The organism is Streptococcus canis (assembly GCF_900636575.1).
GTDB lineage: Bacteria > Bacillota > Bacilli > Lactobacillales > Streptococcaceae > Streptococcus > Streptococcus canis.
In genome coordinates, this window is the sequence record NZ_LR134293.1 from 1,766,512 (window position 1) to 1,787,796 (window position 21,285).

Annotated in this window: 16 protein-coding genes and 2 pseudogenes; 6 read left to right on the plus strand and 12 right to left on the minus strand. The window is 39.8% G+C overall.

Going from position 1 to position 21,285, the window contains the following annotated elements; all coding sequences use genetic code 11:
• Positions 1 to 67: 67 nt before the first annotated feature.
• The 3 genes and pseudogenes from EL097_RS11290 to EL097_RS08965 all read left to right on the plus strand — a co-directional run.
• Positions 68 to 699: pseudogene (locus EL097_RS11290) on the plus strand (IS30 family transposase); the annotation flags it as partial.
• Between the two features lie 40 nt (positions 700 to 739).
• Positions 740 to 1,555 (plus strand): IS982 family transposase, encoded by an 816-nt coding sequence (locus EL097_RS08960; RefSeq protein WP_099983066.1) that lies wholly within the window; start codon positions 740 to 742, stop codon positions 1,553 to 1,555.
• Between the two features lie 144 nt (positions 1,556 to 1,699).
• Positions 1,700 to 2,665: pseudogene (locus EL097_RS08965) on the plus strand (IS30 family transposase).
• Positions 2,666 to 2,793: 128 nt separating this feature from the next.
• Here the strand turns inward: EL097_RS08965 and EL097_RS08970 are convergent.
• From EL097_RS08970 to EL097_RS08995, 5 genes are all read right to left on the minus strand, one after another.
• Positions 2,794 to 3,534 carry a hypothetical protein gene (locus EL097_RS08970; RefSeq protein ID WP_003048168.1) on the minus strand — a complete coding sequence of 247 codons (741 nt, stop codon included), beginning with the start codon at positions 3,532 to 3,534 and terminating at the stop codon, positions 2,794 to 2,796.
• A 149-nt stretch (positions 3,535 to 3,683) separates the two neighbouring features.
• Complete coding sequence (gene yihA / locus EL097_RS08975; RefSeq protein ID WP_003048167.1) at positions 3,684 to 4,283, minus strand: ribosome biogenesis GTP-binding protein YihA/YsxC; 600 nt, start codon at positions 4,281 to 4,283, stop codon at positions 3,684 to 3,686.
• 9 nt (positions 4,284 to 4,292) lie between these two features.
• Positions 4,293 to 5,522, minus strand: a complete 1,230-nt coding sequence (gene clpX / locus EL097_RS08980; RefSeq protein WP_003048166.1) for an ATP-dependent Clp protease ATP-binding subunit ClpX — start codon at positions 5,520 to 5,522, stop codon at positions 4,293 to 4,295.
• A 347-nt stretch (positions 5,523 to 5,869) separates the two neighbouring features.
• Positions 5,870 to 6,367, minus strand: coding sequence for a dihydrofolate reductase (locus EL097_RS08990; RefSeq protein WP_003048161.1), 498 nt, complete (start codon positions 6,365 to 6,367; stop codon positions 5,870 to 5,872).
• 79 nt (positions 6,368 to 6,446) lie between these two features.
• Positions 6,447 to 7,286, minus strand: coding sequence for a thymidylate synthase (locus EL097_RS08995; protein WP_003048159.1), 840 nt, complete (start codon positions 7,284 to 7,286; stop codon positions 6,447 to 6,449).
• Between the two features lie 207 nt (positions 7,287 to 7,493).
• Here EL097_RS08995 and EL097_RS09000 point away from each other — a divergent pair, with 207 nt between their 5' ends.
• The gene (locus EL097_RS09000; RefSeq protein WP_003048157.1) at positions 7,494 to 8,669 is read left to right on the plus strand and encodes a hydroxymethylglutaryl-CoA synthase; all 1,176 of its coding nucleotides are present in this window, start codon (positions 7,494 to 7,496) and stop codon (positions 8,667 to 8,669) included.
• Complete coding sequence (locus tag EL097_RS09005; RefSeq protein WP_003048155.1) at positions 8,656 to 9,930, plus strand: hydroxymethylglutaryl-CoA reductase, degradative; 1,275 nt, start codon at positions 8,656 to 8,658, stop codon at positions 9,928 to 9,930. Before EL097_RS09000 ends, EL097_RS09005 begins: the two co-directional genes overlap by 14 nt.
• Positions 9,931 to 10,027: 97 nt before the next feature.
• On the opposite strand, the gene EL097_RS11255 is transcribed toward EL097_RS09005, so the two are convergent.
• From EL097_RS11255 to EL097_RS09040, 7 genes are all read right to left on the minus strand, one after another.
• The gene (locus EL097_RS11255) at positions 10,028 to 10,282 is read right to left on the minus strand and encodes an IS3 family transposase (RefSeq protein ID WP_099983065.1); all 255 of its coding nucleotides are present in this window, start codon (positions 10,280 to 10,282) and stop codon (positions 10,028 to 10,030) included.
• Between the two features lie 596 nt (positions 10,283 to 10,878).
• A complete protein-coding gene (fni, locus tag EL097_RS09015; protein WP_003048152.1) occupies positions 10,879 to 11,871 on the minus strand; it encodes a type 2 isopentenyl-diphosphate Delta-isomerase in 993 nt (330 codons plus the stop codon).
• Complete coding sequence (locus EL097_RS09020; protein ID WP_003048150.1) at positions 11,858 to 12,871, minus strand: phosphomevalonate kinase; 1,014 nt, start codon at positions 12,869 to 12,871, stop codon at positions 11,858 to 11,860. The genes fni and EL097_RS09020 overlap by 14 nt, the downstream gene beginning before the upstream one ends.
• Positions 12,864 to 13,808 (minus strand): diphosphomevalonate decarboxylase, encoded by a 945-nt coding sequence (mvaD, locus tag EL097_RS09025; protein WP_003048149.1) that lies wholly within the window; start codon positions 13,806 to 13,808, stop codon positions 12,864 to 12,866. The genes EL097_RS09020 and mvaD overlap by 8 nt, the downstream gene beginning before the upstream one ends.
• Entirely contained in the window at positions 13,790 to 14,668 is an 879-nt protein-coding gene (gene mvk, locus EL097_RS09030) for a mevalonate kinase (RefSeq protein WP_003048147.1), read from the minus strand. Before mvk ends, mvaD begins: the two co-directional genes overlap by 19 nt.
• A 624-nt stretch (positions 14,669 to 15,292) precedes the next feature.
• Entirely contained in the window at positions 15,293 to 17,035 is a 1,743-nt protein-coding gene (locus tag EL097_RS09035; protein ID WP_003048145.1) for an ABC transporter ATP-binding protein, read from the minus strand.
• A 1-nt stretch (position 17,036) separates the two neighbouring features.
• Positions 17,037 to 18,758: an ABC transporter ATP-binding protein gene (locus EL097_RS09040; RefSeq protein ID WP_003048143.1), complete on the minus strand. Its 1,722-nt coding sequence runs from the start codon at positions 18,756 to 18,758 to the stop codon at positions 17,037 to 17,039.
• A gap of 457 nt (positions 18,759 to 19,215) precedes the next feature.
• On the opposite strand from EL097_RS09040, the gene EL097_RS09045 reads away from it, so the two are divergent.
• Positions 19,216 to 21,240, plus strand: coding sequence for a surface-anchored 5'-nucleotidase (locus tag EL097_RS09045; RefSeq protein WP_003048141.1), 2,025 nt, complete (start codon positions 19,216 to 19,218; stop codon positions 21,238 to 21,240).
• The last annotated feature ends 45 nt before the right edge of the window (positions 21,241 to 21,285 follow it).

Genomic DNA, 21,285 nt, shown 5'->3' on the forward strand with positions numbered 1-21,285 from the left:
AGACAGAAAAAGCCATCTATGTTAGGCTCAGATAAACACCACATTTGTCTGAAAGGAAGTAACATAAATGACCCATGCCCATCTTACCACAAATGAGCTCGTAATGATAGAGGCATCTGTTGAGAAAGATACTTCTGTCCTCGAAATTGCGCAATCACTTAAGCGAAGCCGTCAAACCATTCATAAGGTAGTGACTTTCCTCAAACAAGGGCATTCAGCCAACTGAGTGCTATCATTACTATAAGGCGAACAAGGCTCGCTGTGGACGTCGTCAGGCTGTGCTTTCTGACGATGAAAAGACCTTCATCCAAGACTACTTGACGCAAGATTGGAACTTGGTTGTCATCAAAGGCACCTCTCCCGATTGCATCTCTTACTCTATGAAAACCTTATATCGTTTGGTGGAACGTGGTGTATTCAAACCAGAAGAAATGCCTTGGAAAGGCCATCGGAAACTAAATGGTTACTCAGAGAAACGAAGAAAACAAACTTTTCGACGGGATTTACATGAGCAAGCTGAGTCTTATCCTGAGTTTAAGACTGAATTCGGTCATTTAAAAGGGGGAGACTATTGTCGGAAAGGGGCAGAAAACGGCTGTCATCACTTTGGTGGAACGCTTGTCCAAAACCATTATCACGCTTCAAACCAATGGACGTAAAGCCAGTGACAATGAGCACTCCATTCATCAGTAGCTGACTTGATTTCCAAAGCACCTCTTCAAGTCCATCACATTTGACTGTGGGAAAGAATTTTCAAATTTGCTCTAAATTTTATCAAGACTATTGTCCTGATGCCTTCAAGCTTCGTCGTAATGTTAACATATTTAAAGTTTCAGATGAATCACTCTTAGTCTTGCTTCTCTTGCAAGCTGAACTAAGGATAAGGTCCCAACGGCATTTCTATCGTATCTGCCAACTGTTTCCTTGTGGAAGATTACTTGAACGAAGCCGTTTTAACCGACGAGCAAGACAGTTGATTTGGCTAGTTCAAGTCATCAGACAAGCTATGACTGCTCATATTTCTCCTGATGCCATTGTTATCATAGACAGTTTCCCCTTACCACTTTGTCAATCTGTCCGTAACTATAGAACACGTATTTTTAATGGCTTGGCAGACATTGGTTACAATGCTTCTAAACATCTTTGGTTCTACGGCTTCAAAGTACATATGCTGGTCACTTTATCAGGCTATATTCTGAATTATGTTGTGACACCAGCCTCTGTTCACGATATTAGAGCAGTTGATGACTTACTCGAAAATTGCCGACAACTTTATATTTTAGCTGATTTAGGCTATCTTAGTAGAGACCTTAAAGACTATTTGGGTCAAAAAGGCTATCATCTATGGATTCCTTTACGTCAAAACATGGCAGGAGCTAACCAACATAATCATTGGCAACTGATGGCTATGAGACGAACCATTGAGACACGCTTCTCAGAGCTTTATGCTCTTTTTAATGTGGAACACACACTGACTAGAGGTTTAGCAGGACTGCAGTTACGACTTGAGCAAATTGTACTAGCCTATCATTTGAGATATTTTGAAATTATCTAGCACCACGGGTTAAAAATCAATTATTAGGAAATTTTCATATAATTTAATTTTTAATAGCCCACGTTGTAAAATAAAGTGCAACAAAAAAGACATGTTCGTCTGATATACTAGAATTCCCCAATTCAGTATGGAAAGCAGATAAACATGTCCAACATTAATTCTACAAGAAAATCCTCCTATTCTCATCTTTCAGCCACAGAACGGGGTGAAATTGCTGCTTATCTTAACATGGGAAAGAAACCTGTTGAGATTGCTCGACTCCTGGGTCGTCACCATTCTACAATCTGCCGAGAAATAAAACCTGGTTCAGTAGATCAGGTAAAAGATTAGCATGGAAAGCAAACCTTCTTCAAGGCCTATTTCACTGATAGTGGGTAGCCTGTCTATGAAACCAATCGTCAAAAGAGTTCTTATCTCAAGTTGAATGACTGCTCCGCTAGGTTCGTTGAACAATTAGAATCTGCCTTGACGGCTAACAGAAGTCGTCCCTCTACCAAAACGATTTATCGCTATATCAAAGAGGGGCTGTTAGCTAGTAAACCAATCGATTTGCCTAAGATGGTTCGTATCAGAAAACGTTCTAAGAAAGTCACAAAGACAAATAAGAAGACTTTAGGTAAAGTTATCGAAGAATGTCCAGAATATAACAATGATCGTTCTGAATTTGGGCATTGGGAGATTGATTTGGTTCTTGGCAAGAAAACCAAAGGTGAAGCTGTTATATTGACTTTGGTAGAGCGCCAGACACGCTATGCACTAGGAGTTAAGCTAAAAGACAAGCGGTCCCAAACCATTAACCGTGCTGTCAGGCATCTCATCAGTCAGTACCCTATTGCCTCCATCACAGCAGATAATGGTTCTGGGTTTAGTTTACTCTCAAACGTAGAGGCTGTCGACGTTTACTTTGCACATCCCTATTCTTCGCATGAGAGAGGGACAAACGAGAACTTCAATGGCCTCCTCAGAGAATAGGTCCCTAAAGGAGTCTCACTTAATCCACTAACCTCTGAAGAACTTGACAATTATATTACTGCCATCAATGAGCGCCCAAAACGACTTCTTCAATACCAATCCTCAAAATTCCTGTTTGAGCTATCCCGAACAGCTTAACCTCTGGAACTCTAGTTATCTATGAACTGGTTGCACTTGACTTGACAACTTGCGCCTTTTTTAATAGCTCTGAAAATCTCTCTTTTTTCTTAACTGTCCACTAAAAAAGAGCCTATCTAGCTACTAAGTTAAGTGCTAGATGCGCTCTTTTTGGTTACCTTTTTAAAAATAATTTTTTCATCACCTAATAACTCAAGTTTCTTGCCAAAGCGGGTGTAGTCAAAATGCCCATTAGGCTTTGTTATCCCCTTAGAAAGATAGGTATGTCCTGTAGAGAGTTCTTCAATATCAATCGTATGTAAGATTCTGTTAACCCTTCCTTTAATCACGACAGCCGATAAACTCCCTGTTTCATGATTGTAATCACCTCCAATATTAGAGGCCAATTTTTCAAAAGCCTGATCTAAAATCAATTCTAATTCATGGTCGGCAGGCATGCTACTTTCAACAATCTGGCGTTCTTCTGGACTCAAATCACCAATCACTAAATGGTTTTCTTTTAATGTTCTTAGTAATTCATGCTGATGGTAGGAGGCCAATCGCTTTGCAAAGGCATCTTTTTCGACCTGAACGCGAAAACTTAAGTGAATCTTATTATCTTTAACCTTTAAAATCATCTCAGATGATGTTAACAAACTATCATCAATCAAGGGACTTTGATGCAGGCCTGTAAGTCGTTTTGCAAAATCATCTCCTAATTTTTGATCAATACTGGTTGTCTTCCAGGTGCCCTCAATAGAGCTATTGCGGTACCTGATTGCAAATAATACAACAAGTAAGATGAGAAAAAGGATAAATACAAAAAGGGCATTGCATTGGTCCCATAACAATGACTTCCTTTTAGGCTGCCCTACGGCTACTTGTGTCATGACTTATCTCCTTAATGTAAAAATACTAGCATGTCCTCAAGAGGGCATCAAGTAACTTTGGAAAATTTCTCAGCAAGTTCTCACTATTGCTGAGAAGAAAAACACTCTCCGCTGAGAATGCTTTCATAGATAACAAGTCATCTACTCCTTTATAGGTGTGCTAAAATAGCATCCCATGAGTCATCAATACCAATCCGGTCAACCGCTGAAAAAATGATAAAGGTATCTTCTTTATCAAAATTCAAAGCCTTTTTAACCATCGACTCATGCTTGTTCCATTTGCCACGAGGAATCTTATCTGCTTTGGTTGCAACAATAATAGCAGGAATGTCATAGTACTTCAAAAAGTCATACATCTGAATATCTTCTTTTGAAGGGGCATGACGCAAATCAACCAAACTCACAACTGCACGCAGATTATCTCTGCAGGTTAAGTATTCTTCAATCATCTTTCCCCATTTGGCTCGTTCACTTTTGGAGACCTTGGCATAACCATAGCCAGGAACATCGACAAAGCGAAGCTTATCATCAATATTGAAGAAATTTAATAATTGTGTTTTTCCTGGTTTACTTGAGGTTCTCGCCAAATTTTTGCGACCCAGTATGGTATTAATAAAACTAGACTTGCCAACATTAGAACGTCCAGCTAAAGCAATTTCTGGTAGGTCATCTTGGGGGTAGTGGGATTTATTGGTAGCACTCAGTAAAATCGAGGCATTATGTGTGTTTAGAACTTGTTCTTCAGCCATGGTGTCTCCTTATGCTGTTTCTAAAACGGGTTTTGCCTTACCTTCAACTGCAGCCTTGGTGATACGAACTTTAGTCACATCTTCTTGACTTGGCACTTCAAACATAATGTCCAACATGGTTTCTTCAATGATAGAACGGAGACCACGTGCTCCTGTTTTGCGTTCAATCGCTTTACTTGCAATGGCTTCAAGGGCACCCTTCTCAAATTCTAATTCAACACCATCATAAGATAACAAGGCTTGGTATTGTTTAACAAGAGCATTTCTTGGCTCTGTTAATATTTGGATCAAGTCTGAGGTGTTAAGCTGTTCAAGGGCTGCCACAACTGGTAAACGGCCAATAAATTCAGGAATAAGACCAAATTTTTGGATATCTTCTGATATAATTTCTTGCATGTAAGAAGCATTATCATCAATTTTACGGCTGTTTTGACCAAAACCAATGATTTTTTCCCCTAGACGCTGTTTAACAATCTCCTCAATGCCATCAAATGCCCCACCAACAATGAATAAGATATTTTTTGTATCAATTTGAATCATTTCCTGATTAGGGTGCTTTCGCCCACCTTGAGGAGGAACACTCGCAACAGTACCTTCAATAATTTTTAACAGAGCCTGTTGTACTCCCTCGCCTGACACATCTCGTGTGATGGACACATTCTCACCTTTTTTAGCAATCTTATCAATTTCATCAACATAAATGATGCCACGCTCTGCTCGCTCCACATTATAATCCGCTGCTTGAATCAGTTTGAGAAGGATATTTTCAACGTCCTCTCCCACATATCCAGCTTCTGTTAAGGAGGTAGCATCTGCAATAGCAAAAGGCACATTTAAACTCTTAGCCAATGTCTGTGCCAAAAACGTCTTTCCAGAGCCTGTTGGGCCAATCATTAAAATATTTGATTTTTGCAAATCAACATCTTCGTCATCACGGCTTTCAGCAAATGAAACACGCTTGTAATGATTATAGACTGCAACTGCTAAGGCCCGTTTGGCACGGTCTTGACCAACCACGTATTGGTTTAAAATATTAAGAAGTTCTTTTGGTTTTGGAACCTCTGTTAAATCAGCCAGTACTTCTTCTGCCAATTCTTCTTTGATAATTTCTTGTGATAGGGCTACACATTCATTACAAATAAAAACGTTGTTCCCTGCAATGATTTTTTTGACTTCATCTTGGCTTTTGCCACAAAATGAACAATATACCTTAATATCGTTAGTACGATTTCCTGCCATTTCCTATAACTCTCTCTTACTTTCTCTTATCATTTCCGCGTTTTCTTACGAGCTAATGTGCTCACATCGCTTTCAAAAAGGCCGATTTCTCCATGACAGCCTCATCAGTCACGACAAGTTCCCCAATTCAATCAATCACTACTCTTATTTCTTTTCTTTAAAACAAAGTGCCATAAAAAGCATGGATACTATTAACCAGATTAGTGAAAGCATTTAACAAGAAAAGGATTCCTAAGCCATAACGATTTTTCCTAAAGGCTGGAATAGCACATAGAACACAAATCGCGCACAAAAAGGCCGTAAATACTCCAAAAATACTACGCTGCATTGCCTATCTTCTCCCTATACTATTGATGTTTCAAGACAGTGACGGTAAAATCATAAGGATTTTTTTCATCCTTAGGATAAAAAGTTTGACTTTCTTCAACAAAGTGTCTTAAATCTAGGTTGGGTCGATAGGTATCCCCTTCAAACTGATGGTGAACAACTGTTTTAATCACACAATTATAGTAGCCATCAAAAGCTTCTAAAACCTTGCTTCCGCCAATAATATATAGTGTCTTTTCTTGGGAATGGTACCAATCCAATACTTTTTCGACACTGGTCATTGTCACAACCCCGTCCACTTGATAGGTCACGTCTCTTGTCATGACAAGGGTTTGACGATTAGGAAGCAGCCTGCGGTTCATGCCGTCAAAGGTCACGCGCCCCATTAAAATAGCCTGATGCAGGGTGGTTTCTTTAAAATGCTGTAATTCTCTTGGTAAATGCCATGGTAACTTACCATCAACTCCAATAAGACCTGCTTCATCTTCTGCCCAAATCGCAATTATTTCCTTTGTCATTTGTTTTTACCTTTACCTTGAACTTTACTTATTTTATCAAATTTCGTGATAAAATGCTCACAAAAAATCCAAATTATCCTTAGATGGCCAAGTCAAAACGCAACTGTGGCTTGACAGGTTCATAATTTTGCAACTCAAAGTCTTCTGGCCTTATTTCAAAGAAATTAGTACCATCTGGAACATTTAGAACAAGCTTAGGCTGACAGTCTGTCGGTTGGCGCTCTAACAATTCCTGGGCTTGAGAAAACTGGTTGTCATAAATATGCAAATTATTGACAAAGTAAAAGAATTTGCCAACTTTCCAACCAAAATGTTTAGCAATCATCATCTGTAAGGCAACGTACTGCATGGCATTGATATGATGGGCAACCAACATATCATTAGAGCGTTGGGTCAAGGTAGCATCTAAATAAAGGTCACCATCGACACGTCTGACATCAAACATGGTTTGAAAAGCACATGGCAATAGCCCTTCAGTCTCTTTAAAAGCTTCATAATCCCAAAGGGAAATAACATTACGACGGTTCCAAGGGTTTTCTGCCAACTGGTCTAATATTTTTGAAATAATATCATGCTTTTTAACCACAGCACCGTAACGCTGTCCGATTGTACGTGTTTGGCCAACCTCCCATTCGTTCCAATAATGAACATTGTATTTATTTTCCAAAACGTCCAGACTGTTGGACTGATCTTGATAAATCCACAATAATTCTTTAATCGCTGACTTGATGGGGATTGGACGTAAAGTTGTAATGGGAAATTCTCCCTTAGCTAAATCATACTCTGCAAAGACCCCTGTGATGTATTTAGAATTAGCCGTGCGGCCATCTTTGTACTTGGGACGTGCTTGCTCACTAAAGACACCTTCGTCCATAATTTTTTGAATATTAGCTTTAAAAATCTGGTCTGCTTTTGTCATCTCAAATCCCTTTCTGTAACCACACTTCACACTATTCTAACTAATTTTCTTAAAAAACACCAGAAGAAAAAATCAAAGCACCTACTATAGGCAAGATGAGTGGTTTTTGATTTGAAAGATAAAACTAATAACTTTATCAGACTAGTTTTGGTATAAAATGTGATAAAATGGATAAGATCACAAAAATGGATATAAAGAAGGACAACTATGAAAATCGGAATTGATAAGATTGGTTTTGCGACCAGTCAATATGTCTTAAAATTGGAAGACTTGGCTCTTGCTCGTCAAACAGATCCCGCAAAATTTAGTCAGGGATTACTGATTGAAGCTTTCAGTGTAACGCCAATCACAGAAGATATTATCACCTTAGCTGCTTCTGCAGCTGACCAAATCTTAACTGATGAAGACAAGGCTAACATTGATATGGTTATTTTAGCAACAGAAACAAGTGTTGATCAATCCAAAGCTGCTGCTATTTATGTTCACCATTTGATGGGCATTCAGCCTTTTGCACGTTCTTTTGAGGTAAAAGAGGCTTGTTATAGCGCAACAGCTGCCCTAGATTATGCTAAATTGCATGTCGCTGCCAAACCAGAATCGCGTGTCCTTATTATTGCTAGTGATATTGCCAAATACGGGATTGATTCTGCTGGCGAAGCCACACAAGGTGCTGGAAGCATAGCCCTCCTAGTCACCGCCAATCCCCGTATTCTTAAATTAAATAATGACAACATGGCTCAAACCCGTGATATTATGGACTTTTGGCGGCCCAATTATAGTTCAACACCTTTTGTTAATGGAATTTATTCTACCAAGCAATATTTAGATTCTTTGAAAACCACTTGGCAAGCTTACCAAGAAAAAGAAGCTGCTCAATTAACTGACTTTGCTGCCTTTTGTTTCCATCTTCCTTTCCCGAAATTGGCCTTAAAAGGACTCAATAAAATGATGGACGATTCCTTGCCTGTTGACCACAGAGAGCGTTTATTGGAAGCCTTCCAAGCGTCTATTGTGTACAGCAAGCAAATTGGCAATATCTACACAGGCTCTCTTTATTTAGGTCTCTTATCACTTCTTGAAAATAGCAACGCTTTACAAGCAGGTGATAAAATTGGTCTCTTTAGTTATGGCTCTGGAGCAGTTAGTGAAATTTTTTCAGGGCAATTAGTAGCGGGCTACGACAAGATGTTAATGACTAATCGTCAGGCAATTTTAGACCAACGCCAACGCATTTCAGTTGCCAAATACGAAGAACTTTTCTACGAAGAACCCCAACTAGATAAAGATGGCAATACTCATTTTAAAACTTACTTAACTGGCAAATTTGCCTTAACGGAAATCAAAGATAATCAACGACTCTATCAAATCAATGACAAAAACTAATCTTAACTGGGCAGGTTTTTCAAAGAAAACTTTTGAAGAACGACTGCAACTTATCGATCACTTTAAACTCCTCAGCCCTAAGCACCTCAAGCAATTGAAAGCAGACAAGCTCTTACCCATTGAAACGGCCAATCACTTAACAGAAAATGTGTTAGGGCGATTTGCTTTACCCTTTAGCATTGCACCAGATTTTCTAATCAATGAGGTGACTTATCAAGTACCATTTGTAACAGAAGAACCCTCGGTGGTGGCTGCTGCTTCCTTTGCTGCTAAACTCATTAAACGTTCAGGTGGCTTTAAGGCAGAAGTCCTCAATCGACAAATGATTGGGCAAGTTGCCTTGTATGGTATCCATGATATGGATATGGCTAAGACAGCTATTCTCGCCAAGTCAGAAGACCTAATTGCCATGGCGAATGAGGCTTACCCGTCTATTGTTAAAAGAGGGGGTGGAGCTAGAGAAATTCGTCTGGAAGAAAAGGGAACTTTTCTTATTTTCTATCTAACAGTAGATACTCAAGAAGCTATGGGAGCCAATATGGTCAATACCATGATGGAAGCCCTAGTCCCCGACCTAGAGGCACTGTCCAAAGGTCACAGTTTGATGGCTATCCTGTCTAATTACGCAACGGAGTCCCTAGTGACAGCTAGTTGTCAAGTTGATATTCGCTTTTTGAGCCGTGACAAGGCAGAAGCCCAGCAATTAGCCAAAAAAATGGCCTTAGCAAGTCAACTGGCTCAAGTGGACCCCTACCGCGCTACCACCCATAATAAAGGGATTTTTAACGGTATTGATGCGGTGGTGATGGCAACAGGAAATGACTGGCGGGCTATTGAAGCAGGGGCCCATGCTTATGCCGCAAGGAATGGTTCTTATCAAGGACTTACTCAGTGGCAATTTGATCAAGATAAGCAAGTTCTTCTTGGTCACATGACTCTCCCTATGCCCATTGCCAGTAAAGGAGGATCCATCGGTCTTAATCCTACTGTGGCGCTTGCCCATGACCTTCTCAATCAACCAGATGCTAAAACCTTGGCACAGGTCATTGCTTGCGTTGGTTTGGCTCAAAATTTTGCGGCGTTGAAAGCCCTAACCTCCTCAGGAATACAAGCTGGCCACATGAAACTTCACGCCAAATCGCTGGCTCTTTTAGCAGGGGCCAAGGAAGAAGAAATGATGCCTTTGATCAAATCCTTGTTGACAGACAAACCTATGAATCTTGAAAAAGCTGACATGTACTTAAAAAAACTAAGGCAATGATAAAACCTATCTGGTCAAAAATAAGTTACTTTTTCAAAGCAAAAGTCTCAGCCCTCCCAAACAAGCAGTGACCTGCTTCCTATCGTTAGACAAAAATCTAACAATACCAGATTTCATGTTTACCCTTTATTTGAAAACACTGATTAATCAAGTTTGGTCGTGTCAATGAAGAAGGCCGACGGTTATAGTATTTATAGTATTCGACTTCCTTTAGCATAGAGACAAAGCTCATGAAGGAGTCTACCGATACGCTCTTATGATTGACATGAATGCCACGTCTACAAAGTTCCTGAGTAATTCGTACACTTCCGTAACGCTCTCTATGCTTATTTAAAGCGTCGCCGATTTTCAAGACAGATTGAGAACGAGACCTTGAAGGAAATGATTAAAGTCATTTTCTATGAACATAGAGGCCTGAGCGGGACGCTTGAAAAGTTTGATAAGCCTGATGAATGGTTAGGCTAGCGCTATTTTTCTTCAGACACCGAAACTTTATTTCCGATTTGGCTTCAAGAAGACCTGAAACTTTTTTAGAAGAACTAATTCCTCCTGTAGCATCTTGTTCTCTTTTTCAAGTTTTTTATCTCGAATTGAGCATGACGAAGCGCGCTCCCATGTTCTGGGAACACACTTTCTCCCTATTTTTCATATTCTTGAACCCAACGATAAAGACTATTTAGATGAATGCTTAAAGTTGAGCTAACCAGTTTTACAGATCACCCTTCTTCAATAATGAGTTTCACAACAGATAATTTAAATGTCTTATCAAAGCTTTTTCCTGGCATAATTATTTTCTTCGTGCCCACTTAACTTTATGTCTACATTAAGAAAGCTTTGAACTTTGGAAATTATCTCTTTCTCCTTATTTTTAAATACTTGTTTTTGGTTGTTATTAAGGCTTTTACAGCAAACCACCTCTTAATCATCACAAGATTAAGAGGTGGTTTTTTAATGATTAGCTTGGTATAAGCGACCGTAAAGGAGGTAATCGACTTGGCGTAAGTCTTTAATCGTTGGGCAGTCTAGGGCACACATGATGAGTTTAAGATCTTCTTTCCAACCGTTAACGATGTCGATTACGCGCTCGATTGGGTACTTTTCAACCAACTCTAAAATGGTGCGAGAGAGTCCAACTGCACGCGCTCCTAAGACAAAACATTTAATCATGTCCAAGGGCTGTCTAACACCACCCGAAGCTAAGATTTCCACTTGGTCCATCAGTTCTTGTGCATTCAATAAGCACTGAACCGTGGTTTGTCCCCAGTCGTTTAAGTAAGAGCGGTCTCCTCCTCTTTGATTTTCAATATAGGCAAAGGAAGTTCCTCCTCTTCCTGAAATATCAAAGGTTTGAATACCTAGTTCATGTGCTAGCTTGATACTATTGACATCCATACCAAAACCAACTTCTTTAAGAATAACGGGAACTGGTATTTGACTAGCATATTCAGCGAGGTGTTTTTTCCAGGTATGAAATATTCGCTCACCCTCTGGCATTAACAATTCTTGCATCAGGTTCACATGAACCTGTAAAAAGAGGGGCTTCATTTCTTGAACTGTTTGTTGTCCTAATGCCACAGGCTTATCTAGACCAATATTTGTGGCTAGTTTCAAATTATCTGCCACCTCATGTAAACGGTAAGAATCGTCGTTAGGATTTTTTAAAGCAGCGCTATAAGATCCTGTCACCATGACAATACCTGTTGCTGCTGCTACTTTGGCCAATTTTTCATTAACAGCTTTGCCTTTTTGACTTCCTCCTGTCATGGCATTGATGTAAAAGGGAAAGTCAAAGTCTTGTCCGGCAAAATGGGTACTGAGATCAATATCTGTCAAATCATAGCTAGGTAAGGAATGGTGTATGAGTTCCATATCATCAAAAGCATTATAAGGCGATTGGTACTTGAGGGCATGTTTGATGTGATCATCTTTACGATTGGTCATTCTCTCCCCACCTTTCTTGATAAAGTAATACAATATCAGCTTCTTGCCATTTGGAAATAAGGGTATCTCTGTCTTTCTGTTCAAAGGCAAGAGCGATGCCACAGTCTCCACCACCAGAACCTGAAGATTTAGCAACAGCATCTTGATCCTGACAGGCAGCCACCAAGGTTATTAGCTTAGGGTGGTAGATAGCTGGATGAAGCTCTTTTAGGAGATGACTTGCCTCTGCTAAACTTTTCTTGAGTTCTTCTTTATGACCTCCTTGCAAGGCTACCATAGCTGATTGCGTTAACTGGTAACTTGTTCTTAAGAAGGCTGGGGTGATGCTCGCTGTCACTTGTTGAATCATCTGCCTTGAAATAGCAGGTATTTTAGTCCAACCAACCAAGAAATCACAAGGCAGGGCTGGTTGAATGACTTGGATATGGTATCCCCAATCTTTGGCTAGAAGTTTTTTTAAGGGCATGGTCTGCAGCCAGTGACTGACCTGCTCTCGGTCAAAGGAGGTATAGGCTACTAAAGTCTGGTAAGCGATACAGGCAATATCCCCCATAGACCCATTATCTCCTTGTTTAAGCAAGGTATAAGCAGCTAGCTTAAAGAGTAAATCTGGACTTAAAGTAATCTGGTAATAAGCCGCTAAAGCCTTTAAGGTTAAGAGAGTGACACTACCACTTGAACCAATACCAAATTTTTTGCCATCCTGTTCGAGTTTTCCTGTTATGACCAAGGAAAATGGCTCCAGTTGGTCAATCGACTGATCTAGATAATCAGCAAAGGTCTTAACCGTCGCTTGAATCAGTGCATAAGAGACATCAGGTGTCATGTCCGCTTTATGGACAAACATATCTGAGGCTAGCTGAATAGAGGCTGCTGGGCTAATTTCTGCTATCATCATCAGTGGAATAAAGTGGATTAAGGCCTTTTGCCCTGGTGTTAAGATAGCATATTCGCCTGTAAGATATAACTTCCCACCTGTTTGCACACGATAATTAGACATCTGGTAAATCCTTTGTTTTTGAAACGATAATACGGTAATCCTTGCCAAGTCTTTCTGCCAGCTGAGCGAGGTTTTTTTCTAAACATAGGACTTTCACATTTGGGCCTGCATCCATGGTAAAATAGCAAGCAAAACCTTCTTGACGAAGCTTTTTAACAGCTTCCATCGCTTGATAAGATTCTTCTGTCAGATAAGAAAAAGCGGGATTAGCTGTTCTTGTCGTTGCATGCATGGCCAGAGCATTAGCCTCTGCTAACTGACCAACTTTTTCAAAATCATTGGCTTTGAGATAGGTTAACATGTTCTGGTAATCAAGGACTGACGCTTCCACCCATTGGTCAAATGTGGTTGAGGTATCACGGCATAACTTCATGCCATCTCGACTAGAAATTGGCTTTTTAGCAGCATTTAAGACCAACATGATCATGGCCATTTTCAAGTCAGTCTCAACTTTGTAAATAGCACCACTATCTTTGTCCCAAGCAGCAACTGGACCAAAAAAAGAACGGGAAGATGACCCTGAGGCGAATTTAGCCTTTTGGGCTAAAGCTTTCTGATCTAGCTGGGTGTCAAATAATTGGTCACAGGCCTTAACCAAGGCTGATAAGCCACTGGAACTTGATGACAAACCAGCGGCTGTTGGCATATTATTTTGCGTTTCGACCTTTACAAAAGGCTGGCCTGTTTGACGGAACTGGTCAATGATAGCAGAAATTTTGGTGTGTTCTTCCTCATCTTGCAAGACACCATTAATGTAAAACTGGTCACTGGTTGCCGTATCTGGTAAGAAAGAAACGCTGGTTGTAGTGAACATGTTTTCCAAAGTCAACGAAATACTTGAGGTCGAGGGAATCATTTTAGCTTGATTCTCTTTTCCCCAATATTTGATAATAGCAATATTAGCATAGGATGTTACGGTTATAACATTTGGATCCACGTGTTTACAGCTCCTTCTTCTTTTAATCTGTGGCTGATTTTTTCGGCCATGTCTTTGGTATCTGCTAGAGCAATCATGCAGCCACCCAAGCCACCGCCTGTCATTTTAGCACCTAAAGCACCTGCTCTTAGGGCAGCCTCCACAAGTTGGTCAGCCTTGCCGATGCTAACGCCAATAGCCTTTAAAGCAGAATGTGCTTGTGTCATGAGCTGACCGATGGCCACCTTATTTTTTTGGTTAATCGCTCTTTCAACGGCTTCTGTCAAAGCTCCTAGTTTAGCCAGGTAGGGTAAATTCGTTTCCTCAAACTGTGCTACCTTATTAACAGCCTCACGTGTATGGCCGTGAATCCCTGTATCTGCAATGACGAGGTAAGCATTTAAGGCGATTTCGATAGTTTCAAAGCCAATGTTTCGGATAAATTTAATGGCATGGTCACTAAGGCAAGTCTTGGCATCTAAACCGCTAGGATTGGTATGAGCAATGATCTCTGCCTTGTTGACTAAAATTTCCAACAAATCATCCGAGAGAGGCTCTTGGCAATAAGAAAAAACGGCTCTGATAGCTGCAATAGAAACAGCTGCCGAAGACCCCATGCCACGCTTTTGTGGCACTTGTGAACCAATCTCATAAGCGATGGGTTCTTGCAGTCGCTGCAAATAATCCAAGGCAGCATAAATGGCTGTTGATAAGGTATCATAAAAATCAAAAACCAGAGGCTTGTCAGCTGGCAAAATCTGACAAACCACTTCAATATCTGTTAAAGGCAAAGCAATAGCTGGGTAACCATACACAACAGCATGTTCCCCCATTAAAATAATTTTGCTATGCGCCTTGCCATATCCAATGTTTTCGTTCATTTTTTATCTTTTCATTACTAATTCTTCTAAACTTTTACCTTACTATTTTACACTAAATCCTTAGAAAATGCGATGATATACCATTTTTAATCCTTTTCCTTAGGCACTTATGGACAGGAATGGGCAGAGATTTTCAGCCATTACCACTGAGAATGATACGAATGCCAATATTGTCTTTGGTGACCTTTAAAGCCGATTCACTGATCAGAGGAAGTCCTTTGCGCTGGCATCTATCAGTTATTAATATTCGCATAAGGTAAAACCAGTGTCTCTTTTACACTTCAGATTTTCAGTAATAATGGTATCAGTAACTGTCTATAACACTAAGGGTAAATAGGGGACAAATCCCTCCATAAATTGAGGGAGTCGGGTAAGATTCTAACCTTTTTTCAGAAACTGATTATAGCAAAATTTCCGTAGAAAAACGTCACCTTAAAGCAGGCAGAACTCAAAAAAGCATGCGTTAAGAGATGGTTTCCCTTTTAGCTAAATCGATAACATCATTGATTAAGCCACTTAAAAAGCCGTCTGACACGAGGCAGACGACAACTTACCATAACCTGTGACTTATTCCTTTAGGAAATCGGTTTGAACAGAATTTTTAACACATGGTTTTCTGGATACTTAAACGGTTTCTTGTAATTTAGAAAGCTGCGCATAGATACCACCTTGTGCCAATAATTCTTGATGGCTACCACGCTCCACAATACGTCCCTTGTCTAAAACCAAGATGCTATTAGCAGACTGAATGGTTGACAAACGATGGGCAATGATAAAGGTGGTTCGCCCTTTTTTCAAAATGTCCATAGCCCGCTGAATAACCTCTTCTGTTTCTGTATCAATATGGGAGGTGGCTTCATCAAGGATAAGGATTTTAGGATTGGTAATCAAAGTTCTCGCAAAGGCTATGAGTTGGCGTTCTCCACTCGAATAAGAAGCTCCCTTTTCATAGACTGGTTCATGAATCCCCTTTTCTAAGCGAGCAATCATCGGACCTGCTCCCACTTTCTCTAAGGCCTCTATGACATCTTGGTCACTATAAGCTTGATTTCCCATGGTAACATTTGAAGTAATGGTTCCTGTAAAAAGATAAGGGTCTTGCAAGACAATCCCCATTTGTGACCGCAAACTCTCCCTAGAATAATCTTGTATGTTCTGCCCGTCAACAGTAATGGTTCCCGACTGAGGCGTGTAAAAACGATAGAGAAGGTTCATAATAGATGATTTTCCCGAACCCGTATGACCAACTAAGGCAATGGTTTCTCCTTGGTTAGCTTTTATCGTGATGTCCGTCAGAACATTTTTGCCTTCTTCGTAAGCAAAGGAGACTTGGTCAAAGTGGACATCTCCTTTGCTTACATGGATTTCCTTGGGGTTGTCCTCCTCAAGGTCTTGATCTAAGAGAGCCATTAAACGGCTACCCGTTGCCTGAGAGCGTTGAATATTAGGTAATTGCCTTACCATCATCCCCAACAAATCAAATAAGCGGGTTAAATAGTTTAAATAAATAAAAAGTTTTCCTACTGTAATCCCTGGTTTTCCTTGTAAAAATTGATAGCCAATAAAAGCTAAGATGGCAGAAATTATGGTATATTTGACCAATTCTGTAAGAGTCCAAGAGGCCACCGAATCTGCAAAAATAATCTTATCATCTGCTCTTTTCATCCGATCAATCTGCTGATTAAATTCTGACAGTGTCCTATCTTCTTGATGAAAAAGCTGAATAATGGAGACCCCATTCATGGTTTCATTTACTTGAGTATTAACAGCACTCCTAGCCTTATAAAAAGCTTTCATAGGCTGATCCGTCAAGCGTTTATACAAAACTTGTATGCCATAAAAAATGGGGATAACCAGCAATAACAAGAGACCTGATCTCAGATCTAAATAAATCATAACCCCATAAATAAAGATAATTTGTGCGAAGCTAATAATAATTTGCGACAAGAGATTGTCGTAGAACTGATTGCGTAAGGTTTCAGTATCATTCACAATCCTTGTGGCAATTTTCCCAGCAGGCTGATGGTCAAAATAGGAAATCGGCAAGCGCTGCATGATATCAAAAGCTCGGTTCCTTAAGTGAGTCACCACTTTATTAGAGGAATAAACCAAACTCCGATAAGACACATAGCGTAAGATTGCTGATCCAATGACCATAGCTAAGTAAAACCAGGCCAGTTGTTGAAAGCCAGTCACCACAATGGATTTTCCCTTTGCAAGCGGGGTTAAGTAATGGTCAATCATTTGTTTCAGAAACAAAGGGGCTATTTGGCCCATTGCCGTAGCTAGTAACAATAGCCCGATTCCCGTGGCAAAGGTCCCTTTAGCCACTTTGATTTCATTAAGTAAACGTTTCATTAAGGGCATTTTAGTCCTCCTGTGCTTGTTGCCGTTGGTATTGTTCATAGTACCAACCTTTTTGGGCAAGAAGATCATCTGGTTTTCCTTCTTCAATAATACTGCCTTGGTCCATCACAATAACCCAATCAGCATGTTGGATAGCAGACAGACGATGGCTGACGATAATCGTTGTTTTACCTTGTCTTTCTTCTTGAATATGGTTGATAATCTCAGTTTCCGTTTTAGCATCGACAGCTGATAAGGAATCATCTAAAATTAACAAGTCTGGTTCTGACAAAAAGGCTCTAGCAATCGAAATTCGTTGCTTTTGACCACCTGAAATAGACAGGCCACGCTCGCCAATTTTGGTCTCTAGCCCCTTTGACAACCCTTTTAAATCCTCGGTAAAAGAAGCCGTTGCTATTGCTGAAAGAATTTCTTCTAAGCTCGCATCCTTTTTTCCCATAGCAATGTTCTCAAAAACCGTTTTTGAAAAGAGGACATGCTCCTGGGGCACATAACCAATATGTTCTTCTAAAGAACGACGCTGGTAATCTAAAACATGCTGACCATTAATCAGAAACTGTCCTTGACCGACTGGGTATTGACGCAAAAATTGACGCACCAAGGTTGTCTTACCAGACCCTGTCTTTCCAACAATCCCCAGTGTTTCTCCCTTGTTTAGAACTAGATTAATAGCTGATAAACTCGGCTTATTACTATTGGCATAGCTAAAAGAATAATCCTTTAAAGCAATCTGATGGTAAGAGGGCAATGCCAATTGGCCGTCTTCTTCCATGTCATCACTGGTCTCAATCAATTCGTTGATTTTATTAAAAGAGGTGTGACCCGTCTGATAAACCAAGATAAAGTCAGACAGCATGGCAAAGGGTTCTACCAAAGATACTAGATACAGTTGCAAGGCAATTACTTGTCCTAAGCTAACCTCTCCTTTGCTTATAAACTGCAGACCAACCACCAAAATCATAAGCGTACTAACCACAATCATCACACTGTAAACAGGAAAATACAAGCCTCTATAACTGGCAATACGATTCCAACGATCAGCCAATGCCTGTGTTTTTTGCCCAAATTGAGTGTCCATGTAGTCTTTTTTACTATAAGCACGCATGACGCGGATACCTTCGACAGTCTCTAGCACCTCGTCACTCAAATTGGAAATAGCTTCACGCGCCTCTTCAACCAAAACTTCTTGTTTTTTGGTAATAAAATAGGTCATAACCATCATGATAACAATCGGAACCATCCCAATCAGGGTCATTTGCCAAGAAATCAAAAACATGGTTGGAATGATAAAAGTAATCATACCACCGGCATAAAGAATAATCATCAGGCCATAGCCAATAAAATCCATCAAGGCCTCAACATCCGTTGAAAAACGGGTCATCATATCACCTGATCTAAATTTGTCATAAAAAGGTGTCCGCATAAAAACCAGTTTGCGAAAAGCACCTTGTTGAAGATCAAACTTAAAATGCACAGCCTCTTGGAAAAGTTTGAGATGCCACAAATAACCCGTAGCATAAGATAGCAGCGTAGCCCCTAATAAAATAAAAACATGAGCAACCAAGGACGACTGTGTCAAATGTTGCTTAGACATAGCATCAATCAAGCTTTGGATAACTTTAGTTGGGATAATTAGGGAGGCATCATAGATAAACAGCGTCAAGGCTATCATAATATAGACCCATTTTTTCTGTTTAATGTAACGACTCATTAAAGATAACATCCTATCCTCCTTTTTCTTTTCAGTTCACCAATCTGACCAATCATTATGGTCAAATAGGAATTTTGGCACACAAAAAGCCCGCAATAAGACATCCTTCCTACCGCGGGCTCTGTTTTTCCATTAGTATCACTAAAAGAAACTAACTTTTTGGGTTAGAAAGGAGGCTATTCTCAAAACAGTTCATGTATGTCAGTGAGTTGTTCATGATATTTGTCTCCTTTCTTTTAATCTGTCTATCATCTTAGCATAGTTAATAAATTTTGTAAAGCTATTTTTAAAATTTTTCACTTTTCTGTCAATTCAACCAAATATAATGTTTGTTTTTTAAACGTTTTCACTGAGATAAAATATCTTATTTTTTAAATTTTTTATCTTTTTGGCAACATTTTATTGAATTCTAGTCTAAATAATAGTAAACTTGACATGTAACAATTACTTTAAGGTATTAGGAGATTTTATGAAAAAGCATCTTGTTTTAAAAAGTAGTGTATTGAGTATCTTTGCTGGCTTTTCAATGCTGGTGATGGGTGTTCAAGCTGATCAAGTTGATGTGCAATTTCTTGGTGTCAATGACTTCCATGGTGCCCTTGATACAACCGGTTCAGCCTACATGCCAGAGGGAAAAGTGGCAAATGCTGGTACTGCTGCGCAATTGGATGCCTACATGGACGATGCCGAAACAGAATTCAAACAAGCAAGTCCAGAAGGCACAAGTATTCGTGTGCAGGCAGGAGATATGGTTGGAGCTAGTCCTGCTAATTCTGGTCTCTTGCAAGACGAGCCAACAGTCAAAATTTTCAACAAAATGGGCTTTGAATATGGTACGCTAGGAAACCACGAATTTGATGAAGGTTTAGCTGAATTTAACCGTATCATGACCGGTAAAGCACCTGCTGCTGACTCAAAAATTAATGACATCACTAAGCATTATGAGCACGAAGCGTCCAACCAAACCATTGTCATTGCTAATGTGATTGATAAAAAAACCAATACTATTCCTTATGATTGGAAACCTTACGCTGTCAAAGATGTTCCTGTTAATGACAAATCTGTAAAAGTTGGCTTTATCGGTATTGTGACAACAGAAATTCCAAATCTTGTCTTAAAACAAAACTATGAACAATACAAATTCTTAGACGCTGCTGAAACCATCGTTAAATATGCCAAAGAATTGCAAGGACAACAAGTTAATGCTATTGTTGTTTTGGCTCATATTCCTGCTACAAGTAAGGATGGCGTTGTTGACGATGAAATGGCAACTGTCATGGAAAAAGTAAACCAACTCTATCCTGAACACAGTGTTGACATTGTCTTTGCTGGACACAATCACCAATACACTAATGGAACTATTGGTAAAACACGTGTCGTTCAAGCTGTCTCACAAGGGAAAGCTTATGCAGATGTTCGTGGAACATTAGATACTGACACCAATGATTTTGTAACAACACCAGAAGCAAAAGTGATTGCGGTTGCTCCAGGTGTGAAAACCGGAAGTGCTGACATCAAAGCAATTGTTGACCAAGCTAATGAGATTGTCAAAACAGTCACTGAACGTAAAATCGGTACTGCCTCAACATCATCAACGATCTCTAAAATGGAAAATGCCGACAAGGAATCTCCTGTTGGAAATTTGGTCACAACTGCACAACTTGCCATTGCTAAGAAAACCTTCCCTAATATTGATTTTGCCATGACCAATAACGGTGGTATCCGTGCCGACCTTCTTGTCAAAGACAATCAAACCATCACATGGGGAGCTGCTCAAGCTGTTCAACCATTTGGTAATATTCTTCAAGTGATTCAAATGACTGGACAACAGATCTATGATGTCTTGAATCAACAATACGATGAAGGTCAAAAATACTTTCTTCAAATGTCTGGCCTTAAATATACTTACACTGACAACGACACTAAAGATCCTGAAGTACCATTCAAAGTGGTGAAAGTTTATAAGGATAATGGCGAAGAACTCAATTTGACAGCCAACTACACCCTTGTGGTTAATGACTTCCTTTACGGTGGTGGTGATGGTTTCTCAGTCTTCAAAAAAGCTAAACTAATTGGAGCAATCAATCCTGATACCGAAGTCTTTATTGAATATCTCACAGATTTAGAAGCTGATGGTAAACCTGTGACTGCTGCCATCAAAGGTGTGAAAACTTATGTGACATCAAGCCTTGAAGGAACAACTAAAACAGATAAGACTGGTAAACACGATATTATCAGCAAGATTTTTAAAGACCGTGATGGTAAGATTATCTCTACTGAAGTTGTTTCAGATCTCTTCACACCAGCTGCAAAAGCTGATGCTAAGCCAATCACTAGTCCTAAACAAGCTGCAGAACTTGCTGTTAAAAGCAAAACTGCTCACGCTAGCCTCCCAGTAGCTGGTAGCAATCAAACCTCCTCTACTGTTATGATGATTCTTGGTTTCCTTACCTTAGGTGGTGCTGGTCTCCTCAAGAAAAAAGACAGAAACTAAGGCTTAGTCTCTAGCTAATCACTCAACCCCATCCCTTGTTTCAAG

What these genes read in the sequence shown, in the direction of transcription:
- fni (WP_003048152.1), bottom strand. Translation starts at nt 11,871, where the DNA reads ATGACCAATCGTAAAGATGATCACATCAAACATGCCCTCAAGTACCAA.
- yihA (WP_003048167.1), bottom strand. Translation starts at nt 4,283, where the DNA reads ATGGCTGAAGAACAAGTTCTAAACACACATAATGCCTCGATTTTACTG.
- EL097_RS09020 (WP_003048150.1), bottom strand. Translation starts at nt 12,871, where the DNA reads ATGTCTAATTATCGTGTGCAAACAGGTGGGAAGTTATATCTTACAGGC.
- mvk (WP_003048147.1), bottom strand. Translation starts at nt 14,668, where the DNA reads ATGAACGAAAACATTGGATATGGCAAGGCGCATAGCAAAATTATTTTA.
- EL097_RS08970 (WP_003048168.1), bottom strand. Translation starts at nt 3,534, where the DNA reads ATGACACAAGTAGCCGTAGGGCAGCCTAAAAGGAAGTCATTGTTATGG.
- EL097_RS09040 (WP_003048143.1), bottom strand. Translation starts at nt 18,758, where the DNA reads ATGTTATCTTTAATGAGTCGTTACATTAAACAGAAAAAATGGGTCTAT.
- EL097_RS08995 (WP_003048159.1), bottom strand. Translation starts at nt 7,286, where the DNA reads ATGACAAAAGCAGACCAGATTTTTAAAGCTAATATTCAAAAAATTATG.
- EL097_RS09045 (WP_003048141.1), top strand. Translation starts at nt 19,216, where the DNA reads ATGAAAAAGCATCTTGTTTTAAAAAGTAGTGTATTGAGTATCTTTGCT.
- clpX (WP_003048166.1), bottom strand. Translation starts at nt 5,522, where the DNA reads ATGGCAGGAAATCGTACTAACGATATTAAGGTATATTGTTCATTTTGT.
- EL097_RS09005 (WP_003048155.1), top strand. Translation starts at nt 8,656, where the DNA reads ATGACAAAAACTAATCTTAACTGGGCAGGTTTTTCAAAGAAAACTTTT.
- EL097_RS09000 (WP_003048157.1), top strand. Translation starts at nt 7,494, where the DNA reads ATGAAAATCGGAATTGATAAGATTGGTTTTGCGACCAGTCAATATGTC.
- EL097_RS08990 (WP_003048161.1), bottom strand. Translation starts at nt 6,367, where the DNA reads ATGACAAAGGAAATAATTGCGATTTGGGCAGAAGATGAAGCAGGTCTT.
- EL097_RS09035 (WP_003048145.1), bottom strand. Translation starts at nt 17,035, where the DNA reads ATGCCCTTAATGAAACGTTTACTTAATGAAATCAAAGTGGCTAAAGGG.